This window comes from Burkholderia alba (genome assembly GCF_034721475.1).
Classification (GTDB): Bacteria; Pseudomonadota; Gammaproteobacteria; order Burkholderiales; family Burkholderiaceae; genus Burkholderia; species Burkholderia alba.
Genome location: NZ_JAWJWL010000009.1, coordinates 68078 through 94106, shown reverse-complemented (window position 1 = coordinate 94106; position 26029 = coordinate 68078). Strand labels below are relative to the sequence as shown.

Annotated in this window: 24 protein-coding genes; 15 read left to right on the top strand and 9 right to left on the bottom strand. The window is 67.3% G+C overall.

Translation table 11 applies throughout. The annotated features are described in order from the left end of the window. The first annotated feature begins 407 nt into the window (after positions 1-407). From RZR99_RS12450 to RZR99_RS12430, 5 genes are all read left to right on the top strand, one after another. Positions 408-1520, top strand: coding sequence for a branched-chain amino acid ABC transporter substrate-binding protein (locus tag RZR99_RS12450; protein ID WP_323120068.1), 1113 nt, complete (start codon positions 408-410; stop codon positions 1518-1520). A 159-nt stretch (positions 1521-1679) separates the two neighbouring features. After that, the gene (gene livH, locus RZR99_RS12445; protein WP_323120067.1) at positions 1680-2606 is read left to right on the top strand and encodes a high-affinity branched-chain amino acid ABC transporter permease LivH; all 927 of its coding nucleotides are present in this window, start codon (positions 1680-1682) and stop codon (positions 2604-2606) included. Positions 2607-2615: 9 nt separating this feature from the next. Beyond that, entirely contained in the window at positions 2616-3890 is a 1275-nt protein-coding gene (locus tag RZR99_RS12440) for a high-affinity branched-chain amino acid ABC transporter permease LivM (protein ID WP_323120066.1), read from the top strand. After that, on the top strand, positions 3887-4663 hold the full coding sequence (gene livG, locus RZR99_RS12435; RefSeq protein ID WP_323120065.1) for a high-affinity branched-chain amino acid ABC transporter ATP-binding protein LivG: 777 nt from the start codon (positions 3887-3889) through the stop codon (positions 4661-4663). The genes RZR99_RS12440 and livG overlap by 4 nt, the downstream gene beginning before the upstream one ends. Continuing rightward, positions 4663-5364: an ABC transporter ATP-binding protein gene (locus RZR99_RS12430; protein ID WP_323120064.1), complete on the top strand. Its 702-nt coding sequence runs from the start codon at positions 4663-4665 to the stop codon at positions 5362-5364. Before livG ends, RZR99_RS12430 begins: the two co-directional genes overlap by 1 nt. A gap of 64 nt (positions 5365-5428) precedes the next feature. Here RZR99_RS12430 and RZR99_RS12425 read toward each other — a convergent pair whose 3' ends face one another. From RZR99_RS12425 to RZR99_RS12410, 4 genes are all read right to left on the bottom strand, one after another. Beyond that, positions 5429-6658, bottom strand: a complete 1230-nt coding sequence (locus RZR99_RS12425; protein ID WP_323120063.1) for a metal-dependent hydrolase family protein — start codon at positions 6656-6658, stop codon at positions 5429-5431. A gap of 90 nt (positions 6659-6748) precedes the next feature. Further along, positions 6749-6934, bottom strand: coding sequence for a hypothetical protein (locus RZR99_RS12420; protein WP_323120062.1), 186 nt, complete (start codon positions 6932-6934; stop codon positions 6749-6751). 381 nt (positions 6935-7315) lie between these two features. Continuing rightward, on the bottom strand, positions 7316-8374 hold the full coding sequence (locus RZR99_RS12415; protein WP_323120061.1) for an alcohol dehydrogenase: 1059 nt from the start codon (positions 8372-8374) through the stop codon (positions 7316-7318). Positions 8375-8545: 171 nt separating this feature from the next. Further along, entirely contained in the window at positions 8546-9694 is a 1149-nt protein-coding gene (locus tag RZR99_RS12410) for an SGNH/GDSL hydrolase family protein (protein ID WP_323120060.1), read from the bottom strand. A 182-nt stretch (positions 9695-9876) separates the two neighbouring features. Here RZR99_RS12410 and RZR99_RS12405 point away from each other — a divergent pair, with 182 nt between their 5' ends. Next, entirely contained in the window at positions 9877-10068 is a 192-nt protein-coding gene (locus RZR99_RS12405; RefSeq protein ID WP_323120059.1) for a hypothetical protein, read from the top strand. Between the two features lie 6 nt (positions 10069-10074). Here the strand turns inward: RZR99_RS12405 and RZR99_RS12400 are convergent, their stop codons facing one another. Further along, positions 10075-10284, bottom strand: a complete 210-nt coding sequence (locus RZR99_RS12400; protein WP_323120058.1) for a hypothetical protein — start codon at positions 10282-10284, stop codon at positions 10075-10077. A gap of 224 nt (positions 10285-10508) precedes the next feature. Between RZR99_RS12400 and RZR99_RS12395 the strand changes: the two genes are divergently transcribed. Next, positions 10509-11756 carry an alkaline phosphatase family protein gene (locus tag RZR99_RS12395; protein ID WP_323120057.1) on the top strand — a complete coding sequence of 416 codons (1248 nt, stop codon included), beginning with the start codon at positions 10509-10511 and terminating at the stop codon, positions 11754-11756. Continuing rightward, positions 11753-12007, top strand: coding sequence for a hypothetical protein (locus RZR99_RS12390; RefSeq protein WP_323120056.1), 255 nt, complete (start codon positions 11753-11755; stop codon positions 12005-12007). Before RZR99_RS12395 ends, RZR99_RS12390 begins: the two co-directional genes overlap by 4 nt. A 217-nt stretch (positions 12008-12224) precedes the next feature. On the opposite strand, the gene RZR99_RS12385 is transcribed toward RZR99_RS12390, so the two are convergent. Next, positions 12225-12857 carry a CGNR zinc finger domain-containing protein gene (locus RZR99_RS12385; RefSeq protein ID WP_323120055.1) on the bottom strand — a complete coding sequence of 211 codons (633 nt, stop codon included), beginning with the start codon at positions 12855-12857 and terminating at the stop codon, positions 12225-12227. A 171-nt stretch (positions 12858-13028) separates the two neighbouring features. Here RZR99_RS12385 and RZR99_RS12380 point away from each other — a divergent pair, with 171 nt between their 5' ends. The 3 genes from RZR99_RS12380 (at position 13029) to RZR99_RS12370 (ending at position 15480) form a co-directional block, all read left to right on the top strand. Continuing rightward, the gene (locus RZR99_RS12380; protein WP_323120054.1) at positions 13029-13724 is read left to right on the top strand and encodes an alpha/beta fold hydrolase; all 696 of its coding nucleotides are present in this window, start codon (positions 13029-13031) and stop codon (positions 13722-13724) included. 74 nt (positions 13725-13798) lie between these two features. Beyond that, complete coding sequence (locus tag RZR99_RS12375) at positions 13799-14653, top strand: alpha/beta fold hydrolase (protein ID WP_323120053.1); 855 nt, start codon at positions 13799-13801, stop codon at positions 14651-14653. A 56-nt stretch (positions 14654-14709) separates the two neighbouring features. Next, entirely contained in the window at positions 14710-15480 is a 771-nt protein-coding gene (locus tag RZR99_RS12370) for an SDR family oxidoreductase (protein ID WP_323120052.1), read from the top strand. A gap of 292 nt (positions 15481-15772) precedes the next feature. Here the strand turns inward: RZR99_RS12370 and RZR99_RS12365 are convergent, their stop codons facing one another. After that, entirely contained in the window at positions 15773-19312 is a 3540-nt protein-coding gene (locus RZR99_RS12365) for an ABC transporter ATP-binding protein/permease (protein ID WP_323120051.1), read from the bottom strand. Between the two features lie 121 nt (positions 19313-19433). On the opposite strand from RZR99_RS12365, the gene RZR99_RS12360 reads away from it, so the two are divergent. After that, a complete protein-coding gene (locus tag RZR99_RS12360; RefSeq protein ID WP_323120050.1) occupies positions 19434-20441 on the top strand; it encodes a LysR family transcriptional regulator in 1008 nt (335 codons plus the stop codon). A 75-nt stretch (positions 20442-20516) separates the two neighbouring features. Here RZR99_RS12360 and RZR99_RS12355 read toward each other — a convergent pair whose 3' ends face one another. Beyond that, on the bottom strand, positions 20517-21062 hold the full coding sequence (locus RZR99_RS12355) for a hypothetical protein (RefSeq protein ID WP_323120049.1): 546 nt from the start codon (positions 21060-21062) through the stop codon (positions 20517-20519). A 494-nt stretch (positions 21063-21556) separates the two neighbouring features. Here RZR99_RS12355 and RZR99_RS12350 point away from each other — a divergent pair, with 494 nt between their 5' ends. From RZR99_RS12350 to RZR99_RS12340, 3 genes are all read left to right on the top strand, one after another. Further along, the gene (locus RZR99_RS12350; RefSeq protein ID WP_323120192.1) at positions 21557-22747 is read left to right on the top strand and encodes a serine hydrolase domain-containing protein; all 1191 of its coding nucleotides are present in this window, start codon (positions 21557-21559) and stop codon (positions 22745-22747) included. Between the two features lie 1241 nt (positions 22748-23988). Then, positions 23989-24420 carry a hypothetical protein gene (locus RZR99_RS12345; RefSeq protein ID WP_323120048.1) on the top strand — a complete coding sequence of 144 codons (432 nt, stop codon included), beginning with the start codon at positions 23989-23991 and terminating at the stop codon, positions 24418-24420. Positions 24421-24519: 99 nt separating this feature from the next. Beyond that, entirely contained in the window at positions 24520-25533 is a 1014-nt protein-coding gene (locus RZR99_RS12340) for an AraC family transcriptional regulator (RefSeq protein WP_323120047.1), read from the top strand. A 166-nt stretch (positions 25534-25699) separates the two neighbouring features. Here RZR99_RS12340 and RZR99_RS12335 read toward each other — a convergent pair whose 3' ends face one another. Further along, a complete protein-coding gene (locus tag RZR99_RS12335) occupies positions 25700-25999 on the bottom strand; it encodes a 2Fe-2S iron-sulfur cluster-binding protein (protein WP_323120046.1) in 300 nt (99 codons plus the stop codon). Between the last annotated feature and the right edge of the window lie 30 nt (positions 26000-26029).

The following is a 26029-nucleotide window of genomic DNA, read 5'->3' as shown; positions in this document are numbered from 1 at the left end:
CCGGCGCGGGCGAGGCGGGCGATGGGTGCAACCCCGCTTCAACCGGGTGCGCGGGACTGCGTGTTTTCCCTGATGAGTCCGGTAATTGTGCGCAGTTCGGTGAAAAACGCTCCTATAATTTCGGCTGCCTTGCCAACGGCTGTCGGAATATCCCTCCGGCACGCGGTTAGGTAAGCGGGGCAGGCGATTCGCTTGCGCGATACAAGACGCATCACGTTGTCTTTCCGAACCAAGGTCTCCAGTCCCTAGTCCTGGAGGCTGACACTGCCGGGCCCCGCATGTGCTGTTCTTTCCGCAGGTCCGTCTTTCCGTCTCGGGCGTGCTCCAGTTTCGTCCACGGGTGTTGTTCGATTGCGCAAGTCATGCCGCCTTTGCCCGTATGACTAAACATAATCGAGGAGCTCCAGATGATGCTGTCCCGTCTTTCGTCCATCTCCGCCGCCGCCCTGCTGTTCGCCGCGGGCGCCGCGCATGCTGACACCGTCAAGATCGCCATTGCCGGCCCGATGAGCGGCTCGGTCGCCCAGTACGGCGACATGGTCAAGGCCGGCGCGCTCACGGCGATCGAGCAGATCAACGCCGCCGGCGGCGCTGGCGGCAACAAGTTCGAAGTGGTGATGATGGACGACGCGTGCGAGCCGAAGCAGGCCGTCGCCGTCGCCAACAAGATCGTGAGCCAGAAGATCAAGTACGTGATCGGCCACGTGTGCTCGGGCTCGACGATTCCCGCGTCCGACATCTACGAGAACGAAGGCATCGTGATGGTCACGCCGTCGGCCACCGCGCCGCAGCTGACCGAGAACAAGAAGCGCAAGTTCATCTTCCGCACCATCGGCCGCGACGACCAGCAAGGCCCGGCCGCCGCGCAGTACATCATCACCAAGGTCAAGCCGAAGAAGGTCGCGGTGCTGCACGACAAGCAGTCGTACGGCCAGGGTATCGCGACGTCGGTGAAGAAGGATCTCGAGGCGGCGAAGATTCCGGTCGTGATGTTCGAAGGCATCAACGCGGGCGACTCCGACTACTCGGCCACCATCACCAAGCTCAAGGCGCAAGGCGTCGACTTCGTCTACTTCGGCGGCTATCACCCCGAAATGGGCCTGCTGATGCGCCAGGCGCGCGAGCAGGGCGTGAAGGCGGTCTTCATGGGTCCGGAGGGCGTCGGCAACAAGGACGTGACGGCGATCGCCGGCCCGGCCTCGGAAGGCATGCTGGTCACGCTGCCCGCCGACTTCTCGGCCGATCCGGCCAACGCGGGCCTCGTGAAGGCTTTCGCGGACAAGAAGCGCGACCCGAACGGCCCGTTCCAGATGCCGGCGTATGCGGCGGTCAAGATCATCGCCGATTCGATCGCGGGAGCGAAGTCCACCGACCCGACCAAGGTCGCCGCGTACATGCACACGCACAGCTTCGACACGCCGATCGGCAAGGTGTCGTATGACGCCCAGGGCGACCTGAAGGCGTTCAAGTTCGTGGTCTACACGTGGCACAAGGACGCCACCAAGACGGCCGCAAACTAACCGGCGTTCCGCCCGTGCGCCCGCCCCGCTGAAAGATCCGAGCGGGGCGGGCTCGTATTGGCCCGGCCGCGCCGCGCGTGCGGCACGCCGGCCACGCGGGTGCATCGAGATCGGGCGCCGTGTCGCGCATGCCGCACGGCGCCAACGGGAGCTTCCCGCATGACTGACTTCTTTCCGCAATTCGCCCAGCAGCTGGTCAACGGCCTGACGCTGGGTGCGATCTATGCGTTGATCGCCATCGGCTATTCGATGGTCTACGGCATCATCGGCATGATCAATTTCGCCCACGGCGAGATCTACATGATCGGCGCGTACGTGGGCCTCGTCACCTTGACCGCGATCGGCGTGTCGGCCGGCTATCCGCTGCCGCTCGTGCTCGGCGCGGCGCTGATCGTGTCCGTGATCGTCACCGGACTGTACGGGTTCGCCGTCGAGCGGGTCGCCTACCGGCCGCTGCGCGGCGGGCCGCGGCTCGTGCCGCTGATCTCCGCGATCGGCATGTCGATTTTCCTGCAGAACTACGTGCAGATCGGCCAGGGCGCGCGCGACGTATCGGTGCCGGTGCTGATCTCCGGCGCGTTCGACATCCATCTCGGCGGCGACTTCGACGTCACCGTGCCGTACGCGCGCCTGCTGATCGTGTGCGTGACGCTGGTCTTGATGATCGCGCTCACGCTGTTCATCGCACATTCCCGGATGGGCCGCGCGTGCCGCGCGTGCGCCGAGGACATGCGCATGGCGAACCTGCTCGGCATCGACACGAACCGCGTGATCTCGTTCACGTTCGTGCTCGGCGCGATGCTCGCGGCGGTGGGCGGCGTGCTGATCGGCCTGACGATCGGCAAGCTCAATCCGTACATCGGCTTCGTCGCGGGCATCAAGGCCTTCACGGCGGCGGTGCTCGGCGGCATCGGCAGCATTCCCGGCGCGATGCTGGGCGGCGTGCTGCTCGGTCTGGCCGAAACCTTCGCGTCCGGCTACATGCCCGCCGAGTACAAGGACGTGGTGGCGTTCGGCCTCCTCGTGCTGATTCTCCTGTTCCGTCCGACCGGCCTGCTCGGCAAGTCGGACATCGAAAAGGTCTGAGGGACGCAGATGACTCAAACCATCACAACTCGGCGCGGCGCGACGACGGACGCGAGCGTCGGCCAGTCGCTGAAGAACGCGGCGACGGCCGCCGTGCTGACGGCGATCCTGACGGTGCCGGTGCTCGGCCTGCAACTCAAGCTCGACGGCTACCAGGTGGTGCTCGAAGCGCACTGGCGGCCGGTGTGGATCGCGGTCGGGGCGGTGTTCCTGTTCCAGCTCTTCAAGCCGATGCTGCTGCGCGCGAAAGCGGCCGTGCCGATGCCCGCGATGCAGCCGCTCGGCGCGCAGCACCAGCGCGTGATCGTGTGGGCGCTGGTCGCGCTCGGCTTCGTCTGGCCGTTCTTCGGCTCGCGCGGCGCGGTGGACGTCGCGACGCTCGCGCTGATCTACGTGATCCTCGGGCTCGGGCTCAACATCGTGGTCGGCTATGCGGGCCTGCTCGATCTCGGCTATGTCGGGTTCTATGCGGTCGGCGGCTATACGTACGCGATGCTGAACCAGTACTTCGGCCTGTCGTTCTGGGAATGCCTGCCGCTCGCCGCGCTCGCGGCGGCCACCTTCGGCTTCCTGCTCGGCTTTCCGGTGCTGCGCCTGCGCGGCGACTATCTCGCGATCGTCACGCTCGGCTTCGGCGAGATCATCCGGCTGATGGCCAACAATCTGACCTCGCTGACGGGCGGCCCCGACGGCATCTCGGGCATCCCCAAGCCGACCGTGTTCGGCATCGAGATGGCGCGCAGCGCGAGCGTCGAAGGCGCGAAAACCTTCCACGAACTGCTCGGCATCGAATACAGCGGCGAGCACATGGTGATCTTCCTGTATCTGCTCGCGCTGGTGCTGGTGTGCTTCACGCTGTTCGTCACGAGCCGCCTGATCCGGATGCCGATGGGCCGCGCGTGGGAAGCGCTGCGCGACGACGAGATCGCGTGCCGTTCGCTCGGCCTGAATCCGACCCGGATCAAGCTGTCGGCGTTCACGCTCGGCGCATCGTTCGCGGGCATCGGCGGCGCGTTTTTCGCGGCGCGCCAGGGCCTCGTGAATCCCGAATCGTTCACCTTCATCGAATCGGCGCTGATCCTCGCGATCGTCGTGCTGGGCGGGATGGGGTCGCAGCTCGGCGTGATTCTCGCCGCGATCCTGCTGACCGTGCTGCCCGAAGTGGCGCGCGGTTTCGCCGAGTACCGGATGCTGATCTTCGGTCTGGTGATGGTGCTGATGATGATGTGGCGTCCGCAGGGCCTGCTGCCCGCGAGCCGTCCCCATGTGGAGCTGCCGCAATGACGACCGCGCATGCTGAAATGTTGAAGGTCGCCGGGCTGCAGATGCGCTTCGGCGGGTTGCTCGCCGTCGACGGGATCGATTTCGAGGTGCGCCGCGACGAGGTGTTCGCGATCATCGGACCGAACGGCGCGGGCAAGACCACGGTGTTCAACTGCGTCGGCGGTTTCTACCGGCCGACCTCGGGCGACATCGTGCTCGACGGCCATCCGATCGCCGGACTGGCGAGCCACCAGATCGCGCGCAAGGGGCTCGTGCGCACGTTCCAGAACATCCGGCTGTTCAAGTCGCTGACGGTGGTCGAGAACCTGCTCGTCGCGCAGCACCGGCGGGTGAAGGCGGGGCTGCTGCACGGGCTGCTCGCGACGCCCGCGTATCGCCGCGCCGAACGCGAGGCGCTCGAGCGCGCGGCGCTGTGGCTCGAACGGATGAACCTCACGGCGGTCGCGAATCGTCCGGCGGGCACGCTGTCGTACGGCCACCAGCGCCGCCTCGAGATCGCGCGCTGCATGATCACCGAGCCGCGCCTGCTGATGCTCGACGAGCCGGCCGCCGGACTGAACCCGCAGGAGAAGGTCGAACTGCAGCACCTGATCGACCGGCTGCGCCGCGAGTTCGGCGTCGCCGTGCTGCTGATCGAACACGACATGAGCCTCGTGATGGGGGTGTCGGACCGCATCCTCGTGATGGAGCACGGCCGGCCCATCGTGATCGGCCAGCCGGAAGCCGTCCGCAACGATCCGCGCGTGATCAAGGCCTATCTGGGAGAGGATTGATGCTGAAGCTGGAACAGGTCCACACGCATTACGGCGCGATCGAGGCGCTGTCGGGCGTGTCGATCGAGGTGAACAAGGGCGAGATCGTCACGCTGATCGGCAGCAACGGCGCCGGCAAGACGACGCTGATGATGACCGTGTGCGGCTCGCCGCGCGCGTCGAGCGGGCGGGTGACGTTCGAGGAGCAGGACATCACGGGGATGCAGACGCACGAGATCATGCGGCGCGGGCTTGCGATCTCGCCGGAAGGCCGGCGCGTGTTTCCGAGCCTGACCGTGCTCGAGAACCTGAAGATGGGCGGCTTCTTCCTGAGCCGGGATGACATCGAAGCGGGCGTCGATCACGTATACCGGCTGTTTCCGCGCTTGAAGGAGCGCGCGGCGCAGCGGGCCGGGACGATGTCGGGCGGCGAGCAGCAGATGCTCGCGATCGGGCGCGCGCTGATGAGCCGGCCGCGTCTGCTGCTGCTCGACGAACCGACGCTCGGTCTCGCGCCGCTCGTGATCGCGCAGATCTTCGACATCATCCGCACGATCCGCGACGAAGGGGTGACGGTGTTTCTCGTCGAGCAGAACGCGCACAAGGCGCTGCAGGTGGCCGATCGCGGCTACGTGCTCGAAACCGGGCGCGTGGTGCTTGCCGATACCGGCGCGAACCTGCTGTCGAACGACCGGATCAAGAGCGCGTATCTGGGCGGCTAGCGGATGTCGCGCGGCCGGCTCCGGGCCGCGCGAGGAGGAAGGCGGCGATCGACGCGCGCCGCCGCTATTGCGGTGCCTTGACGATCGCCCCGTCCTTGAAGATCCAGACGATGTGCTCGCCCTGGCCGGTCAGCGCCTCGATCGATTCCAGCGGGTTGCCTTCGACGACCAGCACGTCGGCCAGCGCCTGCGCGCGAATCACGCCGAGTTCGCCGACGCGATTCAGGATCTCCGCCGCCACCGTCGTGGCGGAGCGCAACGTATCGGCATTGCCGAGGATCGCCGCGCGAATGGCCAGCTCGTCCGATTGATATCGGTGCATGTCGCCGAGGAGGTCGGAGCCGAAGCCGATCTTCACGTTCGCATCGCGGTAGATCGTCAGCGATTCGCGGCCGGCTTTCTGCACGGCGGCGATCTTGGCGATCGACGCCTGCGGCAATCCCAGCGATTCGCCGTCCTTGGTCAGCGCGTCGTAGGTCACGAGGGTGGGCACGGCGTAGGCGCCCATCCGGGCCATCAGTTCGGCGGTGTCGGCGTCGCAGAGGTTGCCGTGCTCGATGGTCCGCACGCCGCAGCGGACGGCGCGGGCAATCGCGCGCGGCGTGTAGGCGTGCGCCATCACATACGTGTTCGCGGCTTCCGCTTCGGCCACGGCCGCGCGGATTTCATCCTCCGAGTACTGCGTGTTCGCGATCGGGTCGACGGGCGAGGCCACGCCGCCGGAGGCCATCAGCTTGATCTGCGTCGCGCCTTTCTGAATTTCCTCGCGCACGGCCAGACGGATCGGTTCGACGCCGTCCACCACCCGGCTGATCGCGCCGGCGCGATAGGCGCACGAACACGGTTCGAGAACGTCGCCGCGCGGACGAAAATCGCCGTGGCCGCCCGTTTGCGACAGCGCTCTGCCCGAAGGGAAGATGCGCGGGCCCGGGACCAGGCCTTCCTCGACGGCTTGCTGCAGTGCCCAGTCGGCGCCGCCGGCGTCGCGCACGGTGGTGAAGCCGCGCTTGAGCATGCCTTGCATGATCGGCAGCGACTTGAGCACGGTCAGCACGTTCGGCTGGCTGGCATTGGCGCGAAGGTTGGGATTCGACGCAAGCACGTGGACGTGACAGTCGATCAGGCCCGGCATCACCGTTTTCCCGGTTACATCGATCACCTTGGCGCCGCCGGCGTCGAGCGCGGGGCCGACCCTCGCAATGCGCTTGCCGTCGATCAGCACGTCGTGATTGCGCAGCAAGGTGCCATTGGCGGCGTCGAGGACGTTACCGCCGCGCAGGAGGGTCGCGGTCATGAAAAAACTTTCCTTTGGGTTCCGGGGTAGCGGAGGAATTCGAATCCAATGTCCGACGTCCGGCATCGAGGCCGGGCGCGGGTACGACAGTCAGCGAGTGGTCGATGGCAGCGGCGGGACGAAGCGCATGCCGACAAGGCTGAGGGTGGCCACGGCAATCACGACGATTGCCGGGACCATGCTGCTGCCGGCGCAGGCAATCCACCACGCGATGATCGGCGCTGCCGCCTTGTCGAGGCGGGCTGCGACGCGGGGGCGGGCTATCGACAAGCCCATGGCGGGCGCTTGTGCCGGGAACCGTTTCGGGCGGGCGGCAACGCGCGCACCGGGGCGGGTCGCGCTCGATGGACCGAAGACGATCCGGAACGCGAGCCGCGATTGTAAACCGGGTGCGGCGTCAATGCCGGGGAAGATGGACCGGGTGGGTATCGGAGCCGGCGCGTCGGCACCCGATAGGGCGCGGCGGGTTGTGCCCCGGTCGCGTCATCGCCGTGCCAAGGGGCTTGGGTTCGAGCACGTGTCGGGGCGGCCGGCATGCCGAGTCGTGAAGCGGGCCGTCCGTTGCGCGCGAGCGAGACGGCCTTCGTGCGAGGCGGACCGAAGCCGCATCCGGGTGCGTGGTCGACGGCGCCGGGTGCGGCGCCGGCGCCCGCTCGCCTAAGGCTGGAGGATGAAGCGGCCGACGAAGCGGCCCTCTTCGAGATCGCGCAGGGCTTCCTCGGCCTCGTGCAGCGCCCGGCAGCGGGCCGGGAACGGCGGCAGGCCGGCTTGCCGGACCAGCGCGACCAGTTCGCGCAGTTCGGGGAGCGAGCCGACGTAGCAGCCTTCGATCGACACGGCGCGCAGCGGCATCAGCGGCAGCCCAAGATTCAGATCGCCGCCCGCCAGACCGATCAACAACAATCTGCCGCCTTTGGAGAGGACGTCGAGGCCGAGGCCGGCGGTGCTCGATGCGCCGACCAGATCGATCGCGCCGAGCACCGTGCCGCCCGCGGCGTCGACGATCGCGCGCGCGACGTCGGCTTGCGTCGGATCGAACGCCGCGAGCGCGCGGGCGTCGAGCGCGGCCTGGCGGCGCGTCGCGTCGATGTCGACGACGATCGCGCCCGCGCCGCCCAGCGCCTTGACCAGCCGCACGCACATCATGCCCAGACCGCCCGCGCCGATCACGACGATCGGCGTGCTGCGCAGCACCTCGGCGTCGAAGCGGCGCAGCGCGCTGTAGGTCGTGAGGCCGGAGCAGGCGAGCGGCGCGGCCTGTTCGGGCGGCATGTCGGCGACGTCGATCAGGTAGCGCGGATGCGGGACCAGCACGTGATCGCTGTAGCCGCCGGGACGGAAGATGCCGAGCGAGTGCGGTTTCGCGCACATCTGTTCGCGGCCGCACGCGCAGAGCGCACAGGTGCCGCAGCCGAGCCACGGGTAGACGAGCGTGCGCCGGCCGATCAGGGACGGGTCGGCGTCGGGGCCGGCGGCGATGACCTCGCCGACGATTTCGTGGCCCAGCGTGAGCGGCAGCGCGACGCCGCGCTCGCCCATCCGCAGGCGTTTGCCGCCGCCCAGATCGTAGCCGCCGGCGCGGACGTGGACATCGGAGTGGCAGACGCCCGTCGCCATCACTTTCAGCAGGACCTCGGCGCCTTCGGGCACCGGGGTTTCACGCTCCCGGCGAACGAGGGGTGCGTCGAACGAAACCACGTCGTAGCTGATCATCATGCGGTTGTCTCCGGAGTGTTCGCGGCGAGGCGGGCGCAGGTGGGCGGCCGCCGGGACGCGCGCCGCCTCGGGGCCGACGCGCGTCGTGGGTCACATTACTCCGGGTCGTGGGGCCGGGGCAACTGCGGCGCGATGCTTCCCGACAAGCGGCGCCCGTCTTTCGACCCGCGCCTACGGTTGGCGGCTGATACCCGCTCCCGCGATCCGCGTCTCCACATACTGCGCGAGAAGCGCGTGGACGTGCGTCGTCGGATGGAGAGGGTCCGCGAACATGTAGGTCTGGTCCGCGTTGGGCGCAACGTACACCGACGGCGAGCAGAACAGCGCCCATGCGAATATCGAGGGATCGGACGCGCCCGCCGCGGCGCCGGCGTTCTCCATCGCCTGCGCATTGCACGCCGCGCCCGTATCGGTGACCGAGAAGCCATACGTTGCGGCGTTCGCGGCGATGTTGTCCGACCAGTCGAACAGGTCGAGAACCGCGACCTTTGCCGGATCGACGTCGAGGGTACGTAGCGCGCCGGCGAGCGTGCCGTCGAACAGCTGCGACATCTGCGTGAACACGCTCTGTGCACCGGCGGACACCGCGAGCGGCGTTTGCCCGACGTCCCGCGCATTCGCGACGAACACATGCGTCGCGCCCGCGGCGACGACTTGCCGGACCAACCCCGCGAGCTGCTGCGCGGCGACGCCGACGGCCTGCACGGCCGTTTGCTGGGCGGCAGGCGTGTTGCCCGCCGCCTGCGCGGCCTGCATCTGGTAGACGATGTCCGCTTCGCCGCCGGTGATCAGCACGATCTGATTCGAATTGAAGCTACCGTGCTGCTGCAGATACTGCTGGATCTGTGTCGCCACCGGCACGGTGGTGGCGCCGGCGTAGTCGGCGTTCGGCGTGCCGGCGGCCGCGTGGCCGATGCCGGGCTGTTGCGACACGCGCGCGCCGCCTTGCGCGTAATCGAGGCCGCCCGCCGCCTGAAGCGGGGCCCCGACACCGCCCTGGAAAGCGGGCGTGAGCGTGTCGCCGTAATACGCGGCGACTTCCTGCGTGAACACCTGGCCCGGATTCGTGGTGAAGCGGCCGCCTCCTCCGAACAGGCGCTGAACTTGCGGGGCGTAAGTGCCGGCGTCCGCCAGGCTGTCGCCGAATGCGACGACTTGCAGGTTCGCGCGGCCGGGGCGCGTCGCGGTGCCGTCGTCGCCGCCGCAGGCGGCGAGCGCCGCGAGCAGCGCGCTCCCGACGGCCATCTTTGCAGTACAGCGCAGGAAGCGTCCGGCGAAGTGTCCGGACGAGGATCTCGTGGGTTTTTGACTGATGATCATGATGATTGGAATCGGATTCGCGGATGCATTGCATTGGGCACCGCGAGGGCGGTGCGCCCGCGATTATCGGGCGCCCCTGTCAGTGCGTTTGTGCGCAAACGGACCTTCGCTCGTACCGCGTGTGCGCTGGATTGCACAACTGGAGTAGGCCGGTTGAAAGGCTTCGGCGCGACGATCGGATCGTGGCGCCGATCCGGGGCCGGCTGAAGCACGGCGCGCTCGGCAAGGGCATCGACGGCGTGTTCGGGGTCGAGGGCTTCCGCTGCGTCGGCCGCAGCGGGAACGTCGGCATGGCGTTCGTCGCGCCGACCGACCGGGGCAAGCTCGGATGGGGCTCGACGCATTCGATCGCTTCCCTATGCCCACCAATATGACCGACGTCACGGTCCGCAGGCCGAATCATTCCGGCGGATCGGATGCGGATGTGTCCGGGCGGCGCGGCGATCGTCTATAAATCTTATAAGAGCGGACGGGTGGGGGATGGGCGCGACAAGATCGGAGCGGATATCGACGGATGGGGCGACGAAGATCGCTTGCATCCGGGCGGTGGCGCGGGCGGCGATCGATCGTCGAATGTGTTCGGCGGTCATGTTTTTACCGTTACCTGACCGCGCGCCGAATGCGCTTGAACGTTTCGGCGTATCGGACATGCTGCGCCGAACGCGGGCGTGCCATTCGGACGGGCGGCCGGACGCGGCGTTATTCGCCATTCGCAGGGCAGGGCGAACGGATTCACGGCAGTCTTTCCGTCGTGCAGGTCACGGCGTCGATCGGCGAAGCACTCAAGCACTCAGCGAACATCGGGGATCGCTCCATGGACACCAACCCAACGACACCCTCCGCGCCGCTCCAGACGCGCATCCAGCATGTCTTCGTGCTGATGCTGGAGAACCGCTCGTTCGATCATCTCTTTGCGCTGTCGGGGATCCCCGGCATCGTCGCGGCGACGGGCGGCAATGCCAATACCTACGGCGGTACGGCCTACGCGTTCGGCGGCGGCGCGCCGGCCCGGATGCCGACCGACCCCGGGCACGACTTCACGGACGTGCTCGAGCAGCTATGCGGCCCGGGCGTCGCGTTCCAGAAAGGGCAGCCCTACCCGCCGGTCGCGAATTCCGGCTTCGTATCGAATTACGCGACGACCCGGACCGAAGGCCCGGCCCCGCCGGCGGCCGACGTGGGCGACATCATGCAGGGGGTCGACACCCGCACCCGGATTCCGGCGCTGTACCGGCTGGCGACCGAGTTCGTGCTGTGCGACGGCTGGCGCTCGTCCTTGCCCGGCCCGACCTGGCCGAACCGCTATTTTCTGCATGGCGCGTCGTCGGCCGGCCTGGAACATGCGCCGAGCGCCGAGGACATGGGCGCGTGGGAAACCGTCGACGGCTTCGTCTATCCGAACGGATCGATCTTTGACGCGTTGGGCGCGGGCCGCTATCGCCTCTATCAGGACGATTCGGGTCCGATATGGGGGCGTGTGCCGCAGGTCGCGTCGATCAAGGGCATCAGCTGTTTCGACGTCGACGACCTGTCGCACTTCGAAGCCGACCTTGCCGCGGGCTACACCGCTCGCTATACCTTCATCGAGCCGAACTACGGCGACATCGCGAACAGCTCGTACGAAGGCGGCAGCTCGCAGCATCCGATGGATGGCCTGCCCGCCGGCGACCAGCTCGTGGCCCGGGTCTACAACGCGATCCGCAACGCGCCGCTCTGGACAAGCAGCCTGCTGGTGATCCTCTACGACGAGCACGGCGGTTTCTACGATTCCGTGGCGCCCGGCCGCGCGCTCCCGCCGAACGACGGCGCGCCGCCGACGCTGAACGCGAGCGGATTCCTGTTCGATGCGTACGGTGTGCGCGTCCCGGCGGTCGTGGTGTCGCCGTGGGTGGCGCAAGGGCAGGTCGACCATACGGTGTACGACCACAGTTCGCTGCCCGCCACCCTCGAGCGCTTGTTCGGGTTGTCGCCGCTGACCGACCGCGACCGGAACGCCAGCGACTTGCTGCCCCTGATCACGGCGACCTGCCGTGCCGACTGCCCGCAACGGATCGGATCATGACCCACGCACCTTCTCCCGATACACGCGACGCGCAAGCCGTGCGCGACGGCACCAGCCTCATGGCATTCCTGTTCGTCCTGAAGAAAGCCCATGTCGCGCTGGTAGGACGCGATACGGCGCACCGGCGCTTCGCGCAAGTGGCCACGCGCGGCCAGGCCCGGCAGTACATCGAGGAGGTGATGCCGCTGATGCTGGCGCAGCGGGACAGGCACCGCCATCGGCGCACGGGCGGCGGGGAGTCGCGCCAGTAACGTTCGGGCGGTGAAGCGGCGCCGGGGGGCGGTTTCGTGCGCGGGCCGGTGTCCGGTTCGCATTCAGCCGCGCGTCGCGGCGCGTGACGGACGGAGTGCCTGACAGCCTGACGGGATGCCTCGATGAGGGCCGCGTCGGCACCGGCGGTCGACGTCGACCCGATCGGGTTCGCAACCGCTTGCGCGCCGCGATCCGGTCATCGGCCATCCGGCCGGTTCACTGATCTTCCCGCGCCTTGAGCCGCTTCCTGTGAGCGGCGACCTTCGCCCGATTCCCGCAAAGCGCCATGCTGCACCACCGGCGCGCATGTCCACGGGTGTGATCGGCGAACATCAGCGTGCACCGGACGCCTTCGCATGCCTTGACGTACGTGAAGTCCTGTTCGCACACGAGCTTCGCCATCGCTTCGGCGATCGGCATCAGCAACGACGCCGGTGACGTCCAGCGCCGGTTCGGCCGGAATGCGAGCGCGGCGCCGTCGTCCGCGGTGCCGGTCACGATTTCGTCGTAACGGTCGTCCCGACGAAGCAGCCGGTTCAGACGATCCAGTTCGCGCAGATCCCGCGCGGACAGCGGCTGCCCCTTTCTCGCCCGAACGAATTCCCTGAACCACTCGCGCAGGGCGCGCGCGTCGGCCGCCACGGCGTCGAGCGCGGCCGGCTCGACGCTTGCCCGCAGCGCCGCCAGCGCGGCGGACGGCACCATCCCGGCCTGTTCCAGCCAGGCCAGCAGGCCTTCTCCATCGGCGATCCAGTCGACGGGTTCATCCGCCGGCGTGGCGATCGAGTTCAGGAAATCCAGGCCCGGCGCATCGGCCAGGAGCAGCGCGGGCGTTTGGCGGTAGTCCATGGCGCGTGACGGGTGCGAAGTGGCAGCGCTCGAATTGTAACCACTAAAAATTGCTTTGAAAAGTTACTTGATTTTGAGTAACCTTAATTCTTTGATTTTAGAGGTTACATATCGCAGGCTGACCCAAGCGTGTTGTCGCCGGCATGCGGACCTATTCAAAAGGAGCGGGACATGGAGATCAGCAACATCAGCGCGGTACTCGTGCACGGCGCCTGGGCCGATGGATCGAGCTGGCGGAACGTCATCGGCCGCTTGCGCGATCGGGGGATCAAGGCGGTCGCGGCGCCGCTGCCGCTCGTGTCGTTGAGCGGCGACGTGGCGGCACTCGATCGCACCCTCGAACGGATCGACGGCCCGGTCGTGCTGGTCGGCCATGCGTATGCGGGCGCGGTGATCGGCGCGACGCGCGCCGCCGCGGTCGAGGCGCTGGTGTACGTGGCGGCACTCGCGCCCGACGAAGGGGAAACGGTGGCGGACGTGTTCTACCGGGGCGAGGCCCATCCGCAGGCGCCGCAACTGGCACCGGATCGGCACGGTGCGATCTGGCTGCCGCAGGCGGCGTTCGCGGCCGCGTTTGCGCAACACGCGGCGCCTCGCGACCTGACGGTGCTGGCCGCGGTGCAGCGACCGATCGCGGCCGCGTGCATCGGCGAAGCGGTGGGGCGTCCGCTGTGGAAGGACCGCCCGAGCTGGTTCCTGATCGCGGAACAGGACCGGATGATCAACCCGGACACCCAGCGTTTCATGGCGCGGCGCATGAATGCGCAGGTGCGCGCCCACGGGGTCGATCACACGCCGATGATCGCCGCGCCCGATGTCGTGACCGACGTGATCGCCGAGGCGATCGCCGCGCTGGCCGCTCGCTGAAACCCTGGCGACGTCCTGAATCAATCCGTTTTGCCGTACCCATGCTCAACCGCGTTTCTTCCTGGAGAACGATCATGACTTCCCTTCGCTATCGCTACGCCGACGTCGACGGCTACAAGGTTTTCTATCGCGAGGCCGGCCGCGCGGGCGCGCCGAAACTGCTGCTCCTGCACGGCTTCCCGAGCGCGGGCCACATGTTCCGCGATCTGATTCCGAAGCTCGCCGACCGTTTTCATATCGTCGCGCCGGACCTGCCCGGTTTCGGGCAATCCGATCTGCCGGGCCGGGAGGCTTTCGCCTATACGTTCGACCATCTGGCGCGCGTCATCGACCGCTTCACCGAGATCGTCGGCTTCGATCGCTATGCGGTCTACGTGTTCGACTACGGCGCGCCGACCGGCCTGCGTGTCGCGCTCGCGCACCCCGACCGGATCACGGCGATCGTTTCGCAGAACGGCAACGCATACGAAGAGGGGCTGAGCGACGGCTGGAATCCGATTCGCGCGTATTGGCAGGATCCGTCGCCCGCCAATCGCGAGGCGCTGCGCGCGATGCTCGCGCGGGAGAGCACCGTCTGGCAATACACGCACGGCGTGAGCGACACGGCGTCGGTGTCGCCCGACGGTTATTCGCTCGACGACTATTATCTGCAGCGTCCGGGCGCGGACGAGATTCAGCTCGACCTGTTCGGCGACTACCGGAACAACGTCGCGTTGTATCCCGCGTTTCAGCAGTATTTCCGCACGCACCAGCCGCCGCTTCTCGCGGTGTGGGGGCGGCACGATCCGTTCTTCCTGCCGGCGGGCGCCGAGGCGTTCAAGCGCGATCTGCCGAACGCCGTCGTCCGTTTCTTCGATACGGGGCACTTCGCGCTGGAAACGCACGCGGCGGAGATCGCCGATGCGATCGCGGATTTTCTCGGGCGCTGAGGCTGGGGGACATACCGGCCGAAGTCGGTTTCATCCAATGAACGAGGAATAGCGAAATGGTCAGCAGAGTCGCCATCGTGACCGGTGCCAGCCAGGGTATCGGCCGCTCGACCGCCATCCGGCTGGCGCGGGATTTCGATGCGATCGCGCTCGTTGCGCGCGATCGCGGGAATCTCGAACGGACGGCCGACGAAGTGAAGGGGGCGGGCGCCCGGACGCTCGTCGTCGACATCGATCTCGCCGATCCGGGCGCGGCCCGGCAAGTCGTCGATCGGGTACTGGCCGCCTTCGGGCGGATCGACGCGCTGCTCAACATCGCGGGCGCGGTGCCGCAGATCGACGTGTTCGACATGAGCGACGACGCATGGGATCGCGGTCTGGCGCTGAAGCTGCACGGTGCGCGGCGGCTGACGGTTGCCGCGTGGCCGTGGCTGAAGGCGGTATCGGGATCGGTGGTGCTGATGTCGGGCAATTCGGCGCTGTTTCCGAAGGCGGCCTATGCGGCGGTGGGGACGATCAACGCGGCGATCGTCGCGCTCGCGAAAGCGTTTTCGGAGCGCGGCATCGCGGACGGCGTGCAGGTGAACAGCGTATTGCCGGGGCCGGTGATGACCGGGCGGCGGCAATCGTATCTGGCGCATTGGGCGCCGTTGCACGACATGACCGTCGAAGAGGCGACGGCGAAGTTTCCGGCCGAAGCGGGCATCGCCCGTTACGGCGCGCCGGAGGAGATCGCGGAGTTGATGGCGTTCGTCGTGTCGCCGGCGGCGCACTGGATGACGGGGGCGGCGCTGCGGATGGATGGGGGGGAGGTGAAGTCGGTTTGAGCGCGATATCCGGAATGCGCGATTGCGGTGGGCGACGCGCCGGATTCCGAGGTTGAATCGTTCCGGGTGACGCGGCGCGCATGACGCATCGGGCCGTCGCGTGCTTCCGGCCGCGCCGGGTACCGCTTCAATTGGCAACGACGCTGCGCGGCATCGGCGAGGCCGGCTCGCGTGCGGCCTCGTTCGATGGGGGCCGCGTCGGCGATTTTCCGGATGGTCGGTGCGCATGCGTGGAACGCGGCGCCCCGCTCGCGGCTCTGAAGCCACGCATGCCGCAATGCGGACCGCCCCCTCAAACCCCCACCCCCGCCGACTGATGCGCCACCAGCCGCGCATACACCCCCTGCCTGGCGAGCAGTTCGTCGTGCCGGCCCACCTCGACCACCCGCCCGCCGTCCATCACGACGATCGCGTCCGCGTGCCGGATCGTCGACAGCCGGTGCGCGATGACGATCGAGGTCCGATGCGTCATCAGTTCGTCGAGCGCCCGGCGGATCTGCTGCTCGCTGAGCGTATCGAGATGCGATGTCGCCTCGTCGAGGATCAGCAGCGGCGCATCCTTCAGGAACGCGCGCGCGATCGCCACCCGCTGGCGCTGCCCGCCGGACAGCTGAACGCCACGCTCGCCGACGCGTGTCGCGAGCCCGTCGGGCAGGCGCTCGACGAAATCGCCGAGCGCGGCCCGCTCCAATGCGCGGCGCACGTCCGCCTCGGAGACGTCGCGGCCGGCAAGACGGATGTTCGCGTCGAGCGTGTCGTTGAAGAGGTAGGTGTCCTGCGCGACGAGCGCGATATGCTGCCGAAGATCGTCCAGCCGCAGCCGGCGCAGATCGACCCCGCCGAGCGTCACGCCTCCCTGCTCCGGATCCCAGAAGCGCAGCACGAGATTCGCCGCGGTCGACTTGCCGGCCCCCGACGCGCCGACGAGCGCGACGGTGCTGCCGGGCGGCACGTCGAAGCTGACGTCGGCGAGTGCCGGCACGCCGCGCCCCGGATAGGTGAAGCGCACGTTGTCGAAACGCACGGCCGGATTGTCGGGGACGGCGAGTTCGCCGTCGACGACCGGCACGGGATCCTTTTCCACCGCGCGCAGCCGCCGCGTCGATGCGATCGTGTCGGCGAGCTGGCGCGCCACCTGCCCGATCTCCGCGACCGGCATGAACGCCGCCACCGCGACGAGCACGAGCACCGGCAGCCATGCGTGCGCGATCTCGCCGTGTGCGCACAGCCACGCGCCGACCAGCGCGACCGCGAGTCCGCCGAGGCCGCTCGCCACTTCGAGCGCCGCGCTCTGCCGCGACAGGTCGGCAAGCAGATGCTCGCGCTGGGCCCGGCAGGTTTCCACGTCGGCGATGAACGCCGCGCGGCGGTGCGTCACCGCCTGAAACGCGATCAGCTCGGCGAGCCCCTGAATGGTCTCGGTCAGATGCGCGCCGAGCTGGCCGAGCGCGGCGCGCGAGTCGCTGCCGAGCCGGTCGATCTCGCGGCGCGCGACGATCGGCGCGAGCCCCGCCCACAGCAGGAACGGCAGCAGCACGGCCGCGAGCGGCCACGCGATCGACGCGAGCAGCACGAGCACCCCGGCGGGCACCAACACGGCAACGAACGCCGGTGCGAGCGTATGCGCATAGAAATATTCGACCGTCTCCACGTCCTGCGTCGCGAGCGAGACCAGGTCGCCGGAGCGCCGCCTCAGCAGTCCGGCGGGCGCCAGCCGCTCCAGCGTCGCGAACAGCGCGATGCGCATCTCCGCGAGCAGCCGGTACGCCATGTCGTGCGCGAGCCATGATTCGAGCCAGTGCAGCACGGCCGCGAGCGGCGCCATGCAGAAGAGCGCGATCAGCCAGCCGCGATACGGGTGGCCCGACGCCACCGCGCCGACGACGAGCGCGCCCAGCACGCCGACGCCGATGAAGCCGAGTACGCGGCCGATACCGAACAGGATGGTGAGCGCGACCTTGCCTTTCCACGGCCGCACGAACCGCAGCAGCGCGTGCAGCGTATCCGCCCAGCCGATCGCGGCCGCGTCGACATCGAGCGGCCGCACCTGCGGCCCGGACGCCGCGGGCGCGGCGGTGCCGGGCGGCGGCGCGAGGACGACCGGCTCGCCGGCGCCGTCGAGCTGCGGACCCATCAGCCGGCGATAGGGGCCGTCGCGCGCGATCAGCGCCGCATGCGTGCCGGATTCGGCGATGCGCCCCTGGTCCAGCACCAGGATGCGATCCGCGCCGATCACGCTGGACAACCGGTGCGCGAGGATCAGCGTCGTGCGTCCGCGCGTCAGCCGGTCGAGCGCTTGCTGGATCACGGCCTCGTTTTCCGCGTCGACGGACGACAGCGCTTCGTCGAGCACGAGGATCGGCGCGTCGCGCAGCAGGGCGCGCGCGATCGCGATCCGCTGCCGTTGTCCGCCGGACAGCATCGCGCCGCGCTCGCCGATTCGCGTCGCGTAGCCGTCAGGCAGCGCGCTGATGAAGGCGTGCGCGTTCGCCGCGCGCGCGGCGGCCGCCATCTCGGCGTCGCTTGCGTCCGGGCGGCCGAGCCGCAGGTTGTCCGCGACGCTGCCGTCGAACAGCGTCGCGTCCTGCGCGACGATCGCGATCATGCCGCGCACCTGATCGGGGTCCAGCTCGCGAACGTCGCGGCCGCCGATCCGGATCGCGCCGCTGTCGACATCGTGCTGCCTCAGCAGCAGTCGCACGATCGTCGATTTGCCCGCGCCGCTCGGTCCGACGACGGCGACCTTCTCGCCCTCGCGGATGGCGAAGCTCAGGCCCGCGTGCGCATCCGAGCGCCGTCCGGGGTACGCGAAGCCGACGCCGTCGAACGCGATGTCCGGCCGCAGACCGGGGACCGGCGGCGCGCCGCCGGCGGGCGCGTCGCCGCGCGCGTCGAGGAGCGCGTGGATCGCGGCGGCGGCCGACTGGCCGGTCATCCCTTGGTGCAGCACGCCGCGCAGATCGCGTAGCGGACGAAAGATCTCGGTGCCCGCCATCAGCACGATGAGCAGCGCCTCAAGGCTCATGTCGCCGTGCTTCACGCGCCAGGCGCCGACCGCCATCGCGGCGGCCACGCCGAGCGTCGTGCCGAGATCCGTGAAGAGCCGGGTCAGCAGCCCGAGCGCGAGCACCCAGAACGTGCTGTCGGACAGCGCGCGCGCCTTGTGCGCCAGCTTCTCGCCGAAGGCCGCGCTGCGGCCGAACGCCTTCAGCGTCGGCAGTCCCTGCACCGCATCGAGGAATTCCTCGCCGAACGACTTGAACGCGGCCGAGCGCGCGAGCGCCGCGCGCTTGTCCGCGCGATGGATCAATTGCGGCAGCGCGAGCGTGAGCAGCGCGGCGGCCAGCAGCACCGCGGCGGTCGGCACGTCCCACCACGCCAGCACCGCGAAGATCATCACCGGCGCGCACGCCGCGATGACGACCTGCGGCAGGTAAGCCCCGAAAAACACCTGCAATTGTTCGACGCCGTCGACCACGGCCAGCATCACGCCGCCCGTGCGCTCGCCGCTGAACCACGCGGGGCCGAGCGTCGCGATCTTGTCGAACAGCCTGCCGCGCAGTTGCGTCTGCACCTGTCCCGCCGTGCGTTGCGCCACCCGCGCACGGCCATGGTCGAGCCACGCGCGCAGCAGGACGCACACGGCCGTGCCGGCGGCCGCCGTCGCCACGTCGCGCAGCGGCGCACCCGCGAACACCAGCGCCAGCACGCGGCCGAGAAACACGAAGCGCAGGATGCCGACGCCCATCGCGAGCAGGCCGAGCGCCACCGCGCCGCCCAGCCGCCAACGCAGCCCCGCCATCATCGCCCATAGCCGTTTGTCGAAATACATGCCCACCCTCCAGTCTGTTCCGTTCGTCTCGTTTCGTTAGCGGATCAGAGCCTACGCGGGCGGGCGCCGGCCGGCAAAAGATGAATTTTCATGGGGTGTTGAATAACCTACAATACCCCGCATGTCCCATCTCCCACCGTTGAACGCGCTGCGCGCCTTCGAAGCCGCCGTCAGGCTCGGCGGGTTCGCGCGCGCCGCGACCGAGCTGAACGTGTCGACCAGCGCGGTCAGCCACCAGATCCGCGCGCTCGAGGAGATGCTCGGCACGCGGCTGCTGGAGCGCAGCACGGGCGTGGGCGGTATTCGCGTCACGCCCGCCGGCGCGCGGCTGCTGCCGGCCGCGACCGGCGCGCTCGCGCTGCTCGAAGACGCCTGCACGGAGATCCGCGGCGGCGCGAAACGGCTCACGGTATCCGCTAACGCGCCGTTTTCGGCCATGTGGCTTGCACGCCGCCTGGCCGAATTCTCGTCGCGGCACCCGGAAATCCCGCTGCACGCGATCGTTCTCGAAGGCGAGCCGGATTTCTCGAGTCAGCACATCGATCTCGCGATCGTCAACGTGGCCCGGCAGGATGCGCGGCCGGACGACGAGGTATTGCTGCGTGAAAGCGTGTTTCCGGTATGCAGCCCGGAGCTGTTCCCGTTCGCGTCGCGGGCGGTGTGCCGCTGCCGGCTGCTCCAGGAAATGCAGGAGAACAGCCCGGAAATCGACTGGCGCAACTGGTCCGGCGAGTTCGGCTTGCCGGACGATTTCGAGACGAAGATCGTTCGCTACAGCAGCTTCAGCCAGGTGGTCGGCGCGGCGCTCGGCGGCGCGGGCATCGCGCTGGGCCGCTCGCCGCTGATCGATCCGGAGCTGCGCAGCGGGCGGCTTGTCCGGTTGTTCCCCGAACTGTCCCGTCCCGCGTCGTGGCAATTCGTGCTGCGTCGCGGTCCGCTGGGACCGCATCGGCTGCTCGATGCGCTGGTGGCGTTCCTGCGCGACGAAGCCTCGCGTCCGTCGTCGGCTTCACCGGCCGTGCTGCCCGGGCTGGCGGATGCGCCGGCGAACGACGCGGTGGGGCATGGCGAAGCCGGGGCGGGCGAGCGGCGTTCGTTGACGCAAGCGGACGTGCCGCCGGCGGCCTGACGCTTTGACCGACCTGCCGAGGCTGTCGGAAAACGGGCCCATGCGGCCCGCCGCGAGTACGGCGAGCGAGTGCGCTCATCCATCCTGCTGGTCGGCATTCCGTATGGGCGCCTCTTTGGTTTTCGCCTCGGCATCGCTCGCTATCCGATCGATGACGTTGGGGACGAAGCGTTCCGCATAACCGGCGACAAACGCCCACACGACCCCCTTCGCCGCATCGACGTACGAATACGGATGCGTATTCGCCATCAGGTCATGGAAATTGCTATAGAGCTGGTCCGCGCCTTCGATGACCGGAAACAAACTGCCTTGCAGAATTCCGCTGAAAAACAGCATCCATAGCAGCAACGCGAATGTGCCGCCTATGAAGGGCGATACGAAGATCTGAACAATGGCGGTGCGCCGAAGCGTGAGGTTGATGTCGGCCATCTGCTCCGGTATTTCAGACAGCCTGCGATAGTTGGCCAGTACCGCGCCGACGCCCCCGACCGTAAAGAGCAGGACGGGGAAAAAGGAGCTTTTGTCATGGCTGCCGATGATGAAGAGCAGCACGCCCATGGCCGTCAACCACATGGCCGCGTTCAAGGCCAGGCAAAGAAAGCGTTTCGTCCACTCGGTCATCGCGTTTCTCTTTTGAAATGACTCGGTTGAATGGGCTTGGGGCCGTTGCAGTGTACTTGAATTGAAATCGGTTTTTGGTTCTGTTTTCTTCGTGTTTTTGCGCGCACCTTCCGCACGATCCGACCCGTTCCCGTTCCCGTTTCGGCCGAACGTCGCCCGGACCGCGCGACGCATGCGGTTTGCCGATCGACGCGCGTGCGATCGCGGCGCCTCGATCGCGCGTCGTCGCCGACGCCCGCGATCGGGCTCGCGCAGCCGCGAATGCGCGGGGGATTGCCGGAGGCGGAGGACCGCACGGGTGACGCGCGTCAATCGCGCTCGACGAGACGAGCGCGGCGTTTCCGCCGCTGCGGAGCAGGCTCATGCGACAGCGTGAAAAGAAAGTGGATTTCCTCGGGATTCCCGCCTAACTTCAACGCGCGGGTCGCGCGCAGGCCCGTGCTCGCCATCGCTCGCGGGTTGCCCGACGCCAGCCGACAAGGAGAACACACGTGATGCCGGAACACACGATTCACGGATATGCAGCGGACAAGTTCGGCGCGGTCCGCGACGCCTTCGCGGGCAACCTGTCGAGCGGTGCGGATGTCGGCGCTTCATGCTGCGTCACGGTCGAGGGTGAGACGGTCGTCGATCTGTGGGGCGGGTCCGCCGATGCGGCGCAGACCCGGCCGTGGGAACAGCACACCATCGCCAGCGTTTTCTCCACGACGAAGACCATGACCGCACTGACGGCGCTGCTGATCGCGGACCGGGGCGAACTGGATTTCGACGCGCCGGTCGCGCGTTACTGGCCCGAGTTCGCGGCAAACGGGAAGGCCGGGATCAAGGTCAGCCATGTGATGAGCCACGCCTCCGGGTTGTCCGGCTGGACGACGCCGCTCAAGACGGACGATCTCTACGACTGGGAGAAGATGACGTCGCTGCTGGCCGCGCAGGCGCCGCTGTGGGAGCCGGGGACCGCCTCCGGCTATCACATGGTGACCTTCGGGTACCTGATCGGCGAGGTCGTGCGGCGCATAACCGGCCGGTCGCTCGGCACGGTGTTCCGCGAGGAAATCGCGGCGCCCCTGCACGCGGATTTTCATATCGGACTGCCGGCTTCCGAGGATGCCCGGGTGGCGGAAACCATTCCGTGGGCGCCGTCGTCGCAGCCCGTCGACAAATCGGCGTTCAGCGAGATCCAGGCCGCCACCTACTTCAACATGCCGTTCGATGCCGCGGCCACCATTCGCACCCGGGCGTGGCGGGCCGCCGAGATTCCCGCCGTGAACGGCTTCGGCAATGCCCGCTCGGTTGCCGAAATCCACTGCATCCTGGCGAACGGCGGGGTGGCGAAAGGGCACCGGTTCATGTCCGACGCGGGTTGCCGTGCAGCGCTGCGGCAGCAAATCGAAGGACCGGATCTCGTGATGAGCCACCTGCCGCCGGCGCGTTTCGGGCTGGGCTTCGCGCTGCCGGGGCCGCTGCTCGCGATGGAGCTGCCCAATCCGAACACGATCCATTGGGGCGGGGGCGGCTGCTCATGGGTTTTCATCGACATGGATGCGCGCACGACGCTCGCGTATGCCGCCAACAAGATGGACCGGCTCCCGTTGAGCGATCCGCGTCCCTTTCGCGTGCTGGAGGCAATGGCCGCGTGCCTGCCTGCATACGTCGAACCTTCCTCCGTCAGGGGGAATGGCTGATACGGCATAGAACGCGCTTTCACGCAGCCATCCGTCGTGCGCTTCTTTTGGTGACGCGTCATCGGTATCGAACGTTGAACCGGCAAGAAAGCGTGGCGTCGGCGCTGATCTCCGTCAGCCGAATCTCGACGCCATGCAGGCTGCGACAATCGATCCGACCGGGCGATGTGCGAAGGGGAGCCCTGGATGAACAATGGTTTGCCTTCGCTTTGTAAGACACCTGATGTTTGAATGGTATTTGTAGGTTTGATTCGTAAAGGGTGTGATGGGCGGTGGTCCATTCGGACTGGTTAGGACGCAATTCCACCTTGTTTGGACGCGGAGATACTTTGTAGTCCGAGCGAGTCATTTAAAATACCGACATCGTGCGCCGATAAAGATAAGAAATGGGGAAACGTTGAGCGAGATGGTCATGGTCTGTCTGCCGACGGTTTGAGGGGCTGCCACTTTGTCTCTTGTCCTGTATCCCGATGGGTGGGCCAAACGGTTATTCATTAATATCGGTTTTTTTAAAAATCACCCATGCCCATCGTTACTTGCTGCACATGTTTTGAACGGTATGAATAAGAAGCGTTTTTCTAGACGCCAGGGCGAATGAGGGTTTGATGATGCCTGTCCGTCCCGGACGACTCGCCGCGAAACACCTGTGTCGACTGCGCATGCGATGGGCCGGGATCGCAATGGGGTTTCGCCGAGGTCCGGAGTTTCACCGGTGCGGTCTTGACTCCTTGCCCCGGACCGAGAGCCCGCAGGCGCTGGATGGCGCTTCGGGACGTGCCGGCCGCTGTCCCGTATCGGTGGGCGACGCCTGATCGGCAGATGACAGTCCAACAGGGGGCTTTCTCATCTAGATAAATAGTAATGCTTATGAATAAGACATGGCGCTTCTTCAATGCGGCACGCCATGGGTGTCCTGACGGCTTGTCGATGGAACGACTCGGGCGAGAGGTCGGGCAGCGGATCTGCCCGACAGGCGCTGGATGTCGGGCGCGGTTTCGCTGGACAGCAGGGAAGTGCCGGTTGGCGATTGAACGAAGAGAGATTTTTATGAAACCCATTGAATCGGATGAGGACGGCTGCCGGTCCTCGCTTTTCTACAGGCACAACCCGCTCGCATGGTTTGACCGCTCGCCGCTGCTTCACGGCCTGGCGCCGTGAGGCCGTCCACGAGCCATTTGATTCGTCCAGGCAACAGGCGATCTGTTCTGCACGCCCCACTTGCAACTCTTCAGGAATTCAACATGTTTCGCGAAATCGTGTGTATCAGTCTGTGCGTCGGCATGACCGCCTGCGCGGGTATCGGCGGCGACAGCGCAAGCGGCCCTTCTCCCTTCGATAGTGCTTATCTCAAGGCGCATGTCGTCCCGGGACAGACCACCGAGAGCGATATCGCGCAGATGTTCGGAGCACCGTTCCAGAAGCAGAGCTTTCCTCAGTTGAAGAAAGATGTCTGGGTCTACTCCAACGTCCACGGGCCTGGCCAGGGCAGCAAGTTGCTGTCGATGGCCGGCATGGCCGCGGGTTTCATTCCAGGTGCCGGACTCCTGGCCCAGGCGAGCGCGGCCGGACAGATGGCGAACTCGCAGAGCGGACCGGCCAAGTCCGCGACGATGCAATTCGAGTTCAACAGCGGCAACGGCACGGTCAAGGACTGGTTCGGCGACGTCCAGTGAAGTAGGGGACGTCTTCCGGCCAGGGAGAGCGGCTGCCGCAATGTAGGAATCCGTTGGCCGACGCGACTGGTTTGGGATGGACCGCAGAGGGCATGCACGATGGAAACCAGACAGCTTGATCTCTTTCATTTCTCGACGCGCGATGCGCCCGCCGGCGAGAAGCTCGATGCATGGGCGTCGCTCAGCCAGGTCGTCGATTTCTCGCGGGAAGACGATGGCAGCGCACCGTTCGAAGCGCGTTACGATGGGGCGTCGGTCGGGCCGATGTTCGTGGGCGGCCGGACCTGGTACGACCCGACGGGACGCAGCAGGTATCGGGCAAAGCGCGACACGAAACGCCTCAGGGACGGCGCGGATTTCTACTACTTCACGTACCAGGCGACGAGTACCGTCGCGTGGCGAACCGATGCGGGAGAAGGTCGGAAGCAGCCGTTCGAGCTGTATATGACCGACGCCGCTCAGTCGATCGAATGCCTGGGCAGAATGGGTCACGCGGTTTCGCTGATCGTGCCGCGCGAGACGCTACCCGCCACGACCGAAGCATTGCATGGTCAGACGCTTGCGAACGCCGCCGGCATCCTGTTGCGCGACTACTTGCAATCGCTCTTCACCAATCTGTCGAGGATGACGGTCGACGATCTTCCGCATGTCGTGGAGGCAACGACTCACTTGCTGCTCGCCAGCGTGGCGCCTTCACAAGACCATCTGAAACAGGCGGACAAGCAGATTTGCGACCTGCTCGTCGAGCGCGTCGGCCGTTATATCGACGGTTGCGTGCTGGATGCCGACCTCGGCATCGAGCGCATATGCCGAGATGTCGGGTTGTCCAGGGCGAAGCTCTATCAATTGTTCGAGAGCACCGACGGCGTGATGCGTGAAATTCGCCGCAGACGGCTCACGCTGGCCCACCGGACGTTGTCCGGACCGATGCAGGGTTTGCGGAAAATCAAGGACATCGCGTTGAGTCACGGTTTCCGCGATGAAAAATACTTCTACAAGGTGTTCAAGGCCGAGTTCGGCTATACGCCGGCCGAAGCAAGGGAGCGGAGGCAGACGGTCGAGCAGGAGGGGGAAGACGGCGTCAAGACCGGGCGCGACGAGCCGGGCGCCTAGTAGGCCGTGGGACAGGGAACGGGGCGCCGGGCGATACGATCGAGGTCATGCCGCGCTCGACGCCGCCGAGGCGCGTAGCCCGAGCGTTCGATTGAGTATCGTCGGGCATGCGCGGCGGCGCGGGATGCCGATCACGCCGGGTCGAGCGCAACGCGCGTCGCGCTTGTCAAATGCTCGATGCGCCCTCGACCTCGATGACCAGATCGGACTGCGCCACCGCGACGCACGGCAGGATCCATCCGTCGGCTTTCTCCTCTGCGCTGACGCCGGGCCATTCGATCCGGTAGGCGATCGTGCCCGCGCGCAGCCGGCACAGACAGGTCCGGCACGTGCCGTTGCGGCACGAGCGCGGCAGCCTGAGATTCGCGAACCCGGCGGCTTCGAGCAGCGACAGCGAATCGGGCGCGTCGAAGCTGACGCCGAGCGGTTCGACGCGGACCTGGAACGAGCGTTCTGAGTCGGACATGAAAACGGGGCGGAAGGACGGCGGACAATC

What these genes read in the sequence shown, in the direction of transcription:
- RZR99_RS12370 (WP_323120052.1), top strand. Translation starts at nt 14,710, where the DNA reads ATGGTCAGCAGAGTCGCCATCGTGACCGGTGCCAGCCAGGGTATCGGC.
- RZR99_RS12335 (WP_323120046.1), bottom strand. Translation starts at nt 25,999, where the DNA reads ATGTCCGACTCAGAACGCTCGTTCCAGGTCCGCGTCGAACCGCTCGGC.
- RZR99_RS12450 (WP_323120068.1), top strand. Translation starts at nt 408, where the DNA reads ATGATGCTGTCCCGTCTTTCGTCCATCTCCGCCGCCGCCCTGCTGTTC.
- RZR99_RS12440 (WP_323120066.1), top strand. Translation starts at nt 2,616, where the DNA reads ATGACTCAAACCATCACAACTCGGCGCGGCGCGACGACGGACGCGAGC.
- RZR99_RS12430 (WP_323120064.1), top strand. Translation starts at nt 4,663, where the DNA reads ATGCTGAAGCTGGAACAGGTCCACACGCATTACGGCGCGATCGAGGCG.
- RZR99_RS12340 (WP_323120047.1), top strand. Translation starts at nt 24,520, where the DNA reads ATGGAAACCAGACAGCTTGATCTCTTTCATTTCTCGACGCGCGATGCG.
- RZR99_RS12360 (WP_323120050.1), top strand. Translation starts at nt 19,434, where the DNA reads ATGTCCCATCTCCCACCGTTGAACGCGCTGCGCGCCTTCGAAGCCGCC.
- RZR99_RS12425 (WP_323120063.1), bottom strand. Translation starts at nt 6,658, where the DNA reads ATGACCGCGACCCTCCTGCGCGGCGGTAACGTCCTCGACGCCGCCAAT.
- RZR99_RS12365 (WP_323120051.1), bottom strand. Translation starts at nt 19,312, where the DNA reads ATGTATTTCGACAAACGGCTATGGGCGATGATGGCGGGGCTGCGTTGG.
- livG (WP_323120065.1), top strand. Translation starts at nt 3,887, where the DNA reads ATGACGACCGCGCATGCTGAAATGTTGAAGGTCGCCGGGCTGCAGATG.
- RZR99_RS12400 (WP_323120058.1), bottom strand. Translation starts at nt 10,284, where the DNA reads ATGACCGCCGAACACATTCGACGATCGATCGCCGCCCGCGCCACCGCC.
- RZR99_RS12375 (WP_323120053.1), top strand. Translation starts at nt 13,799, where the DNA reads ATGACTTCCCTTCGCTATCGCTACGCCGACGTCGACGGCTACAAGGTT.
- RZR99_RS12395 (WP_323120057.1), top strand. Translation starts at nt 10,509, where the DNA reads ATGGACACCAACCCAACGACACCCTCCGCGCCGCTCCAGACGCGCATC.
- RZR99_RS12350 (WP_323120192.1), top strand. Translation starts at nt 21,557, where the DNA reads ATGCCGGAACACACGATTCACGGATATGCAGCGGACAAGTTCGGCGCG.
- livH (WP_323120067.1), top strand. Translation starts at nt 1,680, where the DNA reads ATGACTGACTTCTTTCCGCAATTCGCCCAGCAGCTGGTCAACGGCCTG.
- RZR99_RS12420 (WP_323120062.1), bottom strand. Translation starts at nt 6,934, where the DNA reads ATGGGCTTGTCGATAGCCCGCCCCCGCGTCGCAGCCCGCCTCGACAAG.
- RZR99_RS12345 (WP_323120048.1), top strand. Translation starts at nt 23,989, where the DNA reads ATGTTTCGCGAAATCGTGTGTATCAGTCTGTGCGTCGGCATGACCGCC.
- RZR99_RS12415 (WP_323120061.1), bottom strand. Translation starts at nt 8,374, where the DNA reads ATGATGATCAGCTACGACGTGGTTTCGTTCGACGCACCCCTCGTTCGC.
- RZR99_RS12410 (WP_323120060.1), bottom strand. Translation starts at nt 9,694, where the DNA reads ATGATCATCAGTCAAAAACCCACGAGATCCTCGTCCGGACACTTCGCC.
- RZR99_RS12385 (WP_323120055.1), bottom strand. Translation starts at nt 12,857, where the DNA reads ATGGACTACCGCCAAACGCCCGCGCTGCTCCTGGCCGATGCGCCGGGC.
- RZR99_RS12380 (WP_323120054.1), top strand. Translation starts at nt 13,029, where the DNA reads ATGGAGATCAGCAACATCAGCGCGGTACTCGTGCACGGCGCCTGGGCC.
- RZR99_RS12390 (WP_323120056.1), top strand. Translation starts at nt 11,753, where the DNA reads ATGACCCACGCACCTTCTCCCGATACACGCGACGCGCAAGCCGTGCGC.
- RZR99_RS12355 (WP_323120049.1), bottom strand. Translation starts at nt 21,062, where the DNA reads ATGACCGAGTGGACGAAACGCTTTCTTTGCCTGGCCTTGAACGCGGCC.